This is a genomic window from Candidatus Pelagibacter sp. (assembly GCF_052049815.1).
Lineage (GTDB): Bacteria > Pseudomonadota > Alphaproteobacteria > Pelagibacterales > Pelagibacteraceae > Pelagibacter.
On the sequence record NZ_JBNGZG010000035.1, the window covers coordinates 1 to 10,421 of the forward strand.

At 26.6% G+C, this 10,421-nt stretch carries 15 protein-coding genes; 1 reads left to right on the plus strand and 14 read right to left on the minus strand.

Annotated elements, in window-relative coordinates:
* The 10 genes from ACTT9D_RS05920 to ACTT9D_RS05965 all read right to left on the minus strand — a co-directional run.
* On the minus strand, window positions 1-514 hold a 514-nt coding region (locus ACTT9D_RS05920; RefSeq protein ID WP_440930872.1), incomplete at its 3' end, for an AIR synthase related protein.
* Window positions 492-911, minus strand: a complete 420-nt coding sequence (locus ACTT9D_RS05925; RefSeq protein ID WP_440930873.1) for a transcription antitermination factor NusB — start codon at window positions 909-911, stop codon at window positions 492-494. The genes ACTT9D_RS05925 and ACTT9D_RS05920, both read right to left, overlap by 23 nt.
* Window positions 911-1,297: a 6,7-dimethyl-8-ribityllumazine synthase gene (ribH, locus tag ACTT9D_RS05930; protein ID WP_440930874.1), complete on the minus strand. Its 387-nt coding sequence runs from the start codon at window positions 1,295-1,297 to the stop codon at window positions 911-913. The genes ACTT9D_RS05925 and ribH overlap by 1 nt, the downstream gene beginning before the upstream one ends.
* The gene (ribB, locus tag ACTT9D_RS05935; RefSeq protein ID WP_440930875.1) at window positions 1,297-2,397 is read right to left on the minus strand and encodes a 3,4-dihydroxy-2-butanone-4-phosphate synthase; all 1,101 of its coding nucleotides are present in this window, start codon (window positions 2,395-2,397) and stop codon (window positions 1,297-1,299) included. The genes ribH and ribB overlap by 1 nt, the downstream gene beginning before the upstream one ends.
* Window positions 2,384-2,977 (minus strand): riboflavin synthase, encoded by a 594-nt coding sequence (locus tag ACTT9D_RS05940; RefSeq protein WP_440930876.1) that lies wholly within the window; start codon window positions 2,975-2,977, stop codon window positions 2,384-2,386. The genes ribB and ACTT9D_RS05940 overlap by 14 nt, the downstream gene beginning before the upstream one ends.
* Window positions 2,978-2,979: 2 nt before the next feature.
* Complete coding sequence (ribD, locus tag ACTT9D_RS05945) at window positions 2,980-4,086, minus strand: bifunctional diaminohydroxyphosphoribosylaminopyrimidine deaminase/5-amino-6-(5-phosphoribosylamino)uracil reductase RibD (RefSeq protein WP_440930877.1); 1,107 nt, start codon at window positions 4,084-4,086, stop codon at window positions 2,980-2,982.
* Entirely contained in the window at window positions 4,067-4,525 is a 459-nt protein-coding gene (nrdR, locus tag ACTT9D_RS05950; protein ID WP_014953295.1) for a transcriptional regulator NrdR, read from the minus strand. The genes ribD and nrdR overlap by 20 nt, the downstream gene beginning before the upstream one ends.
* Window positions 4,522-5,835, minus strand: a complete 1,314-nt coding sequence (gene glyA, locus ACTT9D_RS05955) for a serine hydroxymethyltransferase (protein ID WP_440930878.1) — start codon at window positions 5,833-5,835, stop codon at window positions 4,522-4,524. The genes nrdR and glyA overlap by 4 nt, the downstream gene beginning before the upstream one ends.
* Window positions 5,836-5,849: 14 nt before the next feature.
* A complete protein-coding gene (gene rpiB, locus ACTT9D_RS05960; RefSeq protein WP_440930879.1) occupies window positions 5,850-6,275 on the minus strand; it encodes a ribose 5-phosphate isomerase B in 426 nt (141 codons plus the stop codon).
* Between the two features lies 1 nt (window position 6,276).
* Window positions 6,277-6,867, minus strand: a complete 591-nt coding sequence (locus ACTT9D_RS05965) for an aspartyl/asparaginyl beta-hydroxylase domain-containing protein (protein ID WP_440930880.1) — start codon at window positions 6,865-6,867, stop codon at window positions 6,277-6,279.
* A gap of 68 nt (window positions 6,868-6,935) precedes the next feature.
* On the opposite strand from ACTT9D_RS05965, the gene hemB reads away from it, so the two are divergent.
* Window positions 6,936-7,925, plus strand: coding sequence for a porphobilinogen synthase (hemB, locus tag ACTT9D_RS05970; protein WP_440930881.1), 990 nt, complete (start codon window positions 6,936-6,938; stop codon window positions 7,923-7,925).
* Here the strand turns inward: hemB and recO are convergent, their stop codons facing one another.
* Genes recO through acpS form a run of 4 tightly spaced genes read right to left on the minus strand, consistent with a single transcriptional unit; the run spans window position 7,926 to window position 10,382 of the window.
* On the minus strand, window positions 7,926-8,603 hold the full coding sequence (gene recO / locus ACTT9D_RS05975; protein ID WP_440930882.1) for a DNA repair protein RecO: 678 nt from the start codon (window positions 8,601-8,603) through the stop codon (window positions 7,926-7,928).
* Complete coding sequence (gene rnc, locus ACTT9D_RS05980) at window positions 8,600-9,265, minus strand: ribonuclease III (protein WP_014953301.1); 666 nt, start codon at window positions 9,263-9,265, stop codon at window positions 8,600-8,602. Before rnc ends, recO begins: the two co-directional genes overlap by 4 nt.
* Window positions 9,262-9,999: a signal peptidase I gene (gene lepB, locus ACTT9D_RS05985; protein ID WP_440930883.1), complete on the minus strand. Its 738-nt coding sequence runs from the start codon at window positions 9,997-9,999 to the stop codon at window positions 9,262-9,264. Before lepB ends, rnc begins: the two co-directional genes overlap by 4 nt.
* Window positions 9,996-10,382, minus strand: a complete 387-nt coding sequence (gene acpS / locus ACTT9D_RS05990) for a holo-ACP synthase (protein ID WP_440930884.1) — start codon at window positions 10,380-10,382, stop codon at window positions 9,996-9,998. Before acpS ends, lepB begins: the two co-directional genes overlap by 4 nt.
* Between the last annotated feature and the right edge of the window lie 39 nt (window positions 10,383-10,421).

The following is a 10,421-nucleotide window of genomic DNA, read 5'->3' on the forward strand; positions in this document are numbered from 1 at the left end:
ATTTGATTTTATTCTTTAAAATATTTAATCCAATGAAGCTGTCACCCAATTTTCCAGTAACGTAAATATCATCATCAATTTTACCATTATTTCTTTTAACTATATTTGATGAATAACCAACTGAAACAAATGTAAAACTTAACTTAGATGAATAGGTTGTATCACCCCCTCCTAGTTTGATCTTAAATTTTTTTTGTTCAGATTTTAGAGCATTAGAAATCAATTTTAAATTTTTTTTAGAAAAACTTTTTTTGTTTCCAGATCCAGATAAAAAATATAATTCAGGCTTAACGCCTTTGCAGATTATATCTGAAATTGAAGAGCGTAATATTTTCTTAATTACTAAATCAGGATTATTAAAATTCAAAAAATGAACACCTTCAACATACGTATCAACGGAGATAACTAACTTTTTATATCTATCAAAAAAAACATCGTCTGTTAATTCAAATGATCCAGGATTATCTTTTGATAGATTAGAAAAATATTTTTTAATTAGTTGAAATTCTTTCATTTAGGTTTCTTAAATTTTTACCTATAGTATCTAATAATGCGTTTAAATATTTTGTTTGATTTTCTTCAATAAAATAATTTGAAGCATTCAAATATTCTTTAATTATTATCCTTAAAGATAAATTTGGCTTATACAGGAGCTCATAAGTTGCAGCTTTTAGAATTATTTGAAAAACTTTATCAAAAGATTTTGAATTAAAATCTTTTGATAAATATTTCTTTAATTCATCTTCAAGTAAATCATTTCTTTCTATGGAACCATTTACAACCTCTTTTATAAATTTCTTAAAACGGTGTTTTGGAAAATTGATTAATTCTTCATTATTAATCAAATAACTATAAAGTTTTTGTATTATAATTACTCTTGGATTATTTTTGGGGCTATAATTTATTTTCATTAAATTGATAAAATTGAAATAACAGCTTCAGCTGCCTCAGAACCTTTATTTTTTCTCTTAATTGCTTGTTTCATATTTAAACAAGTAATTATACCATTTCCAATTGGTTTTTTATTTTCAATTGATAAACTCATTATAGCGTTTGTTGAGGCTTGAGAAATAAAATCAAAATGAGGTGTCTGACCTTTAATTACACATCCTAAAGCTAAGAAACCGTCGTATTTTTTAATTTTTTTTGAAATTGCAACAGGTATCTCAAAAACACCTGGCACTAATATCTCATCACATAAAAAATTATTTTTTAATTTTTGTTTTGCACTTCTTAATAGACCAGAATAAATATTATCATAATAATTTGAACCAACTATAAGTATTTTCTTTTTCATTAAATTATTTCTTGTTTTACTATTTTTATATCATACCCATCTAAACCAATAACTTTTTTTGGTGATTTTGTAATTAATATCATGTCTCTTATTTTTAGATCTTTAATTATTTGAGCTCCTATACCATAGTTTCTAATTAATTTATCATTACCTTGTTTATAAAAAGTTTTATTTTCATAATCTTTAAGAGTTTGTGTAACAGATTTCAAATTACTATCTTTGATAAATACTAAAACACAATTTTTGAATTTCTTAAAATAATTCAATGTTTTATTGAATGAATTTGGAAGTTGTTGATTAATTAAATAATTCTGAACTACATTTGACGATATTACTCTGACCCGAGGTATAGTTTTTCTATTAAGTTTGCCTTTAATTAAAGCAAAATGTTCAGAACCGTCTAAAGTGTTTTCATAAATTCTTATATCATAATTGTCATTTTTAAATTTAATTAATGATTTATCCTTAAGCCTAATTAATTTTTCTTTTTTTAATCTATATGAAATTAAATCCTCTATTTTACCTATTTTTAAATTATGTTTTTTGGCAAAATCATGTAATTCTCTACCTTTGGACATTGTGCCATCATCATTCATGATTTCACATATGACTGCTGAATTATTTTTTTTCGCAAGTTTAGATATATCAACAGAAGCTTCAGTGTGACCTGCTCTTACTAGAACGCCACCATCTCTTGCAATGATAGGAAATATATGACCTGGAGACACAATATCTTTTTTAGTGGCAGATTTTTTTGTAGCAACTTTTATTGTTCTTGCTCTGTCTTTAGCTGATATACCCGTGGTTATTCCTTTTCTAGCTTCTATGGAAACAGTGAAAGCAGTTTTATTTCTAGATTCATTTTTTGGTGACATCAAACTTAGGTTAAGTTTTTTTGCTTGAATATTATCCATAGCTAAACAAATTAAGCCTCTTCCATTTTTAGCCATGAAGTTAATATTTTTTGTATTAGCACATGATGAAGGTATAATTAAATCTCCTTCATTTTCTCTTTTTTCATCATCAACCAAAATAAACATCTTATTTTGTTTTGCATCTTTGATTATAGACTCGATTGAAGAAAAATTATTTTTTTTCATTAAAATAATTTCTTACATATTTTGATAAAATATCAATTTCAATATTAACAATACTTCCTTTGGATAAAGTGGATAAATTTGTTAATTTAAAAGTATGAGGTATAACCCATATCTCAAATCCATCTTTTGTTAATTTTGAAATAGTTAAAGATATTCCGTTGATACTTATAGAGGCTTTTTCAATTAGCTGTTTTCTAAATTTTTTATCTAGACTAAATCTAAATAAATAAGATTTATCAATTTTTGAAATTAATAATACTTTACCAACAGTATCCACATGACCTTGACAAATATGTCCAGATATTGGTTGTTTGTATTTTAAGGGTAGTTCTAAATTTAATATAGATCCTAATTTTATATTTTTAAAATTCGAACGTTTGATAGTTTCATTTGATAGATAAAATTCAGATAAGTCTTTTTTAACAGAAACTAGAGTTAAACATACTCCATCACAAGCAACAGACACGCCTAGATCTTTTTTTTTTAATTTCAGATTTGTTTTGAGAAAGACATTTAAACCTTTGGGTCTTTTAACAATTTTTTTTAAAATACCTTTATTAAAAATAATACCATTAAACATAATTAGTTTTTATATAAGATTATTTTGTCTTTATCACCTTGATTTGTTAAATCAAATTTATACTTAAAGTTCTTAAGTTTGTTTGAATAATTTTTTAGTAAAACATAATTATCTTTAATTTTAATGTTTTTTTGATTATCAATTAAATAAAATTTATGAAAAAGTTTTCCTTTTAAAAAACTATTTGTTAGCATATTTCCTCCTTCCACTAGTAAATTTCTGCATCCGTTTTTATATAGTTTATGAAGAATTAGCTTTAAATCTAAATTTTTATTTTTATCGAGTTTAATTTTGATCAAATGAAATTTATTTCTTTTTAAAATATCAATTTTTTTTTGGTCGTTTGAATTAAAAAAAATAAAAGTTTTATTTTTTTTTGCACTTTTAAAAATATAAGAATTTTGATTTATATCTAAGTTTTTATCCAAAATTGCCCTTGAAGGAGAATAATTTTCATAACCTTTCAGTCTACAATTTAATTTTGGATTATCGGTATTTAGAGTTTTTGATGATATAAGAATTGTATCATTCTTATATCTTAAATAATGCATTAATTTGTCAGTTTTTAAGTTTGTGATTTTTTTATAATGACCACTATAAATTAAATTATTTTTAGTTTTAGCAATTTTTCCTGTCACGTAAGGAATTTTTTTAGATCTGTTGATAAAATATGGTTTATAGAAATCCTTAATATTTTCTGATAACAAATTATTTTTTACTATTATATTTGATTTATTGAGTATTTTTTTTGTTTTGCCCTTCACTTTCTTGTCGATATCCTCAATGCCGTAAATCACCTCGTTAATTTTCTTTTTAATAATAATATTTGTACATGGAGGTGTTTTTCCATAATGAGAGCATGGCTCAAGTGTTACATACATTTTTGAATTTTTTAATGATTCTGCTGAATAATTAATAGCTGATCTTTCTGCATGTGGTTTTCCATTTAATCCGGTAGATCCAATTGATATAATTTTATCATTTTTTACTATTACACAACCAACAGCAGGATTTGTTCCTGTCAATCCATGTTTCAACATTGCTAATTTAAGTGCAATGTTCATGTAGTTTTTATCTGACTGACTAAATCTATCTTTTTTTGTAGACATCTAGTTTGTCAACAAATTGAACGAAATCTTTTTCTTCTCTGAAATTTCTATAAACAGATGCAAATCTTACATATGCTACTGGATCTAATTCTTTCAATCCTTCCATAACAAGTGTTCCAATTGTGTTAGTTGAAATTTCATTTTGCCCTAACTCTTCTAAAGATCGTGAAACTTTACTTATAAATTTTTCAACTGTTTCTGTATCTAACGGTCTCTTCTTTAGGGCAATATAAATTGATTTTGCTAATTTATCCCTATCAAAAGCCGATTTACGACCATTTTTTTTTACAACCATTAGCTCTCTGTATTGTATACGCTCAAAAGTGGTAAATCTTTCTCCACATACACAGAGTCTTCTTCTTCTAATAGCGGTACCATCTTCAGTGGGTCTTGAGTCAACTACTGAAGTTTCTCCTTTTTTTTTACAAGGACAAATCATTTTCTCAAATGTTTATATATAGGAAATGATGAACATAGATTAACTACTTCATCTCTTACTTCAGCCTCTATTTTAGAATTATCATCAGGATTTTTTGACAACCCCTCAATGACCTTTGTTATTAATTCACCAACTTTTTGAAACTCATTTAATCCAAAACCTCTAGTAGTTGCAGCCTGAGATCCTAAACGAATACCTGAAGTAACCATTGGACTTTCAGAGTCAAAAGGAATTCCATTCTTATTACAAGTAATGTTTGCTCTGGATAAACTGTCAGCAGCCATATTGCCTTTAACATTGAATGGTCTTAAATCAACTAACATAAGATGTGTATCTGTACCTCCAGAATAAATTTTGAAACCATTATTTTTCAAAGTCTCTGCTAAAATTTTGGCATTCGCTAATACATTTGAAATATAAGTTTGAAATTCAGGTTTTAGAGCCTCTAAAAAACCAGCTGCCTTACCAGCTATAACATGCATTAGTGGTCCACCTTGGTATCCTGGGAACACAGCCGTGTTAAATTTTTTTGCTAAGTCTTCATGGTTTGTAAGTATTATTCCACCTCTAGCACTTCTAAAAACTTTATGAGTAGTTGAAGTTACCACGTGAGCATGATCGCAGGGATTTGGATAACCTTTACCTGCAACCAAACCTGAGAAGTGAGCCATGTCAACCATCAGATAAGCTCCAACTTTATCAGCAATGTTTCTAAATCTTTTAAAATCTATTACTCTAGAATATGCACTGCCCCCAGCAATAATTACTTTTGGTTTGTTTTCTAAAGCTAATCTTTCAACTTCGTCATAATCAATCAAACCAGTTTCCTTATCAACATCATATCCTATTGGATTAAACCATTTTCCAGACATTGATATTTTTAAACCATGAGTAATATGGCCACCAGAATTTAAACTCATTCCCATAAATGTGTCACCTGGTTTTAAAAGAGCTAAAAAAACTGCGCCATTAGCTTGCGCGCCAGAGTGTGGTTGAACATTTGCAAACTTACAATTAAATAATTTCTTTAATCTTTCTATTGCTAATTCTTCAGCAACATCTACGTGTTCACAACCATTATAATATCTTTTTCCTGAATAACCTTCTGCATATTTATTTGTTAAAACAGATCCTTGTGCTTCTAACACTGCCTGAGATACTATATTTTCAGAAGCTATTAGCTCTATATGATTTTGTTGTCTAATAAGCTCATCATTGATAGCTTTAAATAATTCAGGATCGCTTTCAGATAATCTTTTCTCGAAAAAATTCTGATAATCATTATTTAGATATTTGGCTTCACTTGACATAAATTTACTCCAATTTATATTTTTTTTACTCTTTTTAGGTGTCTTCCACCCTCAAATTTTGTTTTTAAAAATGTGTTTATACATTTCATGGCTGTATTTTTATTAATCAACCTAGCTCCTAATGTAATAACATTTGCGTTGTTATGCAATCTAGATAATTTAGTATTTTCAACCGAATAACATAATGCTGCTCTTATTTTTTTATGACGATTTGCAGCCATAGCCATCCCCATGCCAGATCCACAAATTAGTATCCCCATATTTGAAGAGTTTTTTGAAACTTTTTTACAAAGTTTATGTGCAAAATCAGGATAATTTACTGACATCTCATCACTATGTGGACCTTGATCGTCGAACTTGATTTTTTTAGAAAGTTTTTTTTTTAAATACTCTTTTAAAGTAAAACCAGCGTGATCTGAAGCTATATAAAGTTTTTTCAAATTAGTTAAATTTATGATTGAGAACACATGCAACTATATGAATTCTGTCTTCTTCTCCACCATTAAAAAAATTATGATACTTAGTATTATTTGTAATCCACGCATGACCATCAGCTGGCATGTGTTTAGCAACATTATCAATAACCATAATGCAGCCTGGGTTAGTAATAATTGGAATGTGTAATCTAGGTTCTGGATCTCTATGCCAGCTAAGTGTAGATCTTGGTTGTTTAAGTAAAATTCTTACTCGTCCAAGTTTATATTTTTTTGATAACGCTTCATAAACATCTTTAAAGTATGTATCTTTATAATCATTAATAAATTCTGAATATTTTTCTTCATCGACACTTACATCTCTAGTCACCTCTTTACCAGTAGAGTCTGGTTTTGTCCAAAACACACCTCTAGCTTTATGACCTTTGATAGAATCTGGATCGCCAGGTATTTGGGTTAATGAAATTGCCCCAAAATTTGTTATTTCCCCTGGAGACTCAAAATTTTTAATTTTGATTACCTCTTTATAAGCTGCTTGAAGTTTTTCTACATCAAATTTGATATCAAGCTTTAAAAAATCATTAAAATTTAAACTCATGGTTTTTGTAATACAATTTTTGAAATTTAATTGTATAATACATTTGTCGCATTATACAATTACATTATATGATAACTGGAAATTATCCAAATCTTAGACTTAGAAGAAACAGAAAACAACCCTGGATTAGGAGATTAGTTCAAGAAAATACTCTAAGTCCAAATGACTTTATTTTACCGATATTTTTAATCGACGGTAAAAACAAAAAAGAAAAAGTAAATTCGATGCCAGATGTTTATAGATATTCAATAAACAGATTAAGTCAGATTATAGATAAAGCCCTTAAACTTAAGATTCCAATGGTTGCTCTTTTTCCTAAAACAAATGAAAAACTTAAAAATGAAATTGGTACAGAAGCTTTAAATGAAAATAATTTAGTTTGTAAAGCAATAGTTGAAATAAAAAAAAGATACAAAAACCAAATTGGAATAATGTGCGATGTAGCTCTTGATCCTTATACTTCACATGGACATGATGGATTAATCAAATCTAATAAAATAATTAATGATGAAACAATTGAAGTTTTAATTAATCAGTCTCTAATACAAGCTGAAATGGGATGTGATGTCCTCGCTCCTTCAGATATGATGGACGGACGTATTAGAAAAATAAGAAATGCATTAGACAAAAATAATTTTAAAGATGTTCAATTGCTTTCATATGCAGCAAAATATGCATCAAGTTTTTATGGGCCATTCAGAGATGCTGTCGGATCAAATAAGTTTTTAAAAGGAGATAAAAAAACTTACCAAATGGATTTTAGAAACACTGATGAATCTTTAAGAGAAATAGCTTTAGATATAAAAGAAGGGGCGGATATGGTTATGGTAAAACCAGGTTTACCTTATCTTGACATCATTAAAGGAATTAAAGAAAAATTTAGAATACCGGTGTTTGCATACCAAGTGTCAGGAGAATACAGTTTGATAGCACATGCAATTAAATCAAAAATATTAAAAGAAGATGTAATTTTTGAATCTTTAATGGCATTTAAAAGAGCCGGTGCAAACGCAATTGTAAGCTACTATGCTGATAGACTTGATAAAATATTAAAATAATTATTGAATAGAGTTAATAAAAGAAACTCTATTTTTTGGAAATGATAAATTATTAGGTCTGAGTATAGATTTTTCCAAAAAGTCTCCAACTAACTTTAGTCCAGCCAATAATTCTTTATTTTCTGCTATAACATTTTTTTCAATTAAAAAATTTGGTACTTTTCTTTTTTCAAATGATGACTGTGTAGAATATTCAATATTGTTATTATTAATTTCTTTTTTTACTAATTTTTCTAATTCTAAATCATATCCTAGAAGACTAAATAGTTCTAATTCCCAGTAAATATAATTTTGTATCCAGTTTTCTGATTTTAGTAATTTAAAAAAATTATCAATCAAATCGTATATTTCTAAATTTTTTTGAGCCTCAGCGTTAAGAATTCTTATTAATTGCATAGCTGAAATTAAACAATTTAGCTTTTCTTTATTATCAAAAAAAAAGGGTGAAGAAGCTTCAATAATTTCAAACTTAAAGTAACCTATTCTATTCTGATTTTTAGAATTGTAATTTGCAAATAATTTATTACCGATTTGTAAATAATTTTTAATTTTTTTGGAGGAACCCCCATAAACAATTCCAGATACTTTGCCATGATTTTTAGTAAACAATTCAACAATTAAAGAATTTTCACTATATTTATTTTTTGAAATTAAGTAGCCTGTGTCATCCCAAATCATAAATCTAAACTATTAAGGCATTTAATTGCAGCATTTTGTTCTGCAATTTTTTTTGAACTTCCCTCAGCAATAAAATTTTTTGAATTATGAATTTTAACACTAACTTTAATGATTGGTTTATGTCTTGGGCCAGTATTAGAAATCATTTTGTATTCAGGAAGTTTTTTATATTTCTTTAATGAAAATTCTTGAAGTTGAGTTTTTGCATCTATTAATGTTACTTTACTTTTAGAAATTTCTTCTTTCCATAGATCTAAAATAAATTTTTCTACAACATTAAAACCTCTATCCAAATAAATCGCACCAATTAGAGCTTCGCAACTATCCGAAATAACTTTATCTTGAGGTGGAGTTTTTGCTTTTTCAGAGTTTAATGTAAGAATAAATTTATCTAAATTTATTTTTTTAGCTATTTGTAAACATGTATTTTTATTTACTAATGAAGCAAATTTTTTATCTAGTACACCCTCTTTTTCCTTAGGGTATAGGTCTAATAATTTTTTTGAAATAACCAATCCAAGAACTCTATCTCCTAAAAATTCGAGTTTTTCATTATTTTCTTTTGAATTAAAACTTTTATGAGTTAAAGATTTAACAAGTTTATTTTTATCTTTAAATTCAATATTAATTTTTTTTTCTAGAAGATTGTGATTAATTTTCATTTTATCTTTTTAAAGAATCTATCAAACCTGATTGATTGAGGCCATTTCCAAAATTCAAAAAAATAACCAACATTTTTATCTGATGAAAAAAATATAAATTGAGCTTTTCCGACAAGATTATCTTTATGAACGTAGCCAACACTTGATAAAAATCTGCTATCTTTAGAACAGTCTCTGTTATCTCCTAAAAAAAAATAATGATCATCTGGTACAGAGAATAAATCTGAATTTTGAAAACTATAGTTTTTTAAATAAACTGTTTTGTAATTTTTGTTATTAGGTAAATTTTCTTCAAATGTAAAAACTTCAATTTTATTATTACCGCAATAAATTACATCATTTTTGGAAATTCTAGACTTAAATATTTCATTATTATTTAAATATAAATTTGAATTAATAAATTGAATTTTATCTCCAGGTAAACCAATTAGTCTCTTTATATAATCTGTTCTATTATCAGCCGGTGTTTTAAACACAATTACATCCCCTCTTTTAGGTTCACTAAACATTACTCTGCCTTTAAAGATAGGTGGGCTAAAAGGAAATGAATGTTTACTGTATCCATATGAATATTTAGTTACAAATAATCGATCACCAACTAGTAATGTAGGTTCCATAGAAGACGAAGGAATATAAAATGGTTGTAAAAAAATTGACCTTATAAAAATAGCTATAATAAGTGCATAAAATAATGTTTTTATATTTTCACTAAAAAAGTTTTTATCTAATTTCATTTTTTTTGTATAGTTGCGAAAGCTATTGAATAAGACTTCTCATCTGATAATGAAAGAAATAAATCTAAAGATTTTGAATTTGAAAATTTTTTTAAGATCTTTTTTATTTTATTATTCATATTGTAATAAGGTTTACCTAAATTATCGTTTAATATTTCAATATCTTTAAAGTTTAAATTTTTCCTAAAACCAGTACCTAAAGCTTTAACAAATGCTTCTTTAGCAGCGAATCTTTTGGCATAAAAATTGACTCTATTTTTTACAGTTTTAGAAGTATTAATCTCTTTAGCCGTATAAACTCTTTTAATAAAGTCTTGATTTTTTATAGATTTTTTAATTCTATTATTATCGATTATATCAACACCGATACCAATTATTTTCATTAATTATTTTTAATTATCTCTGTCACTTATACACCTCTG

Coding starts and splice junctions, on each gene's coding strand:
- rnc (WP_014953301.1), bottom strand. CDS start 9,265: ATGAAAATTAATCACAATCTTCTAGAAAAAAAAATTAATATTGAATTT.
- hemB (WP_440930881.1), top strand. CDS start 6,936: ATGATAACTGGAAATTATCCAAATCTTAGACTTAGAAGAAACAGAAAA.
- ribH (WP_440930874.1), bottom strand. CDS start 1,297: ATGAAAAAGAAAATACTTATAGTTGGTTCAAATTATTATGATAATATT.
- ACTT9D_RS05965 (WP_440930880.1), bottom strand. CDS start 6,867: ATGAGTTTAAATTTTAATGATTTTTTAAAGCTTGATATCAAATTTGAT.
- ribB (WP_440930875.1), bottom strand. CDS start 2,397: ATGAAAAAAAATAATTTTTCTTCAATCGAGTCTATAATCAAAGATGCA.
- ribD (WP_440930877.1), bottom strand. CDS start 4,086: ATGTCTACAAAAAAAGATAGATTTAGTCAGTCAGATAAAAACTACATG.
- glyA (WP_440930878.1), bottom strand. CDS start 5,835: ATGTCAAGTGAAGCCAAATATCTAAATAATGATTATCAGAATTTTTTC.
- ACTT9D_RS05940 (WP_440930876.1), bottom strand. CDS start 2,977: ATGTTTAATGGTATTATTTTTAATAAAGGTATTTTAAAAAAAATTGTT.
- nrdR (WP_014953295.1), bottom strand. CDS start 4,525: ATGATTTGTCCTTGTAAAAAAAAAGGAGAAACTTCAGTAGTTGACTCA.
- lepB (WP_440930883.1), bottom strand. CDS start 9,999: ATGAAATTAGATAAAAACTTTTTTAGTGAAAATATAAAAACATTATTT.
- recO (WP_440930882.1), bottom strand. CDS start 8,603: ATGATTTGGGATGACACAGGCTACTTAATTTCAAAAAATAAATATAGT.
- acpS (WP_440930884.1), bottom strand. CDS start 10,382: ATGAAAATAATTGGTATCGGTGTTGATATAATCGATAATAATAGAATT.
- ACTT9D_RS05925 (WP_440930873.1), bottom strand. CDS start 911: ATGAAAATAAATTATAGCCCCAAAAATAATCCAAGAGTAATTATAATA.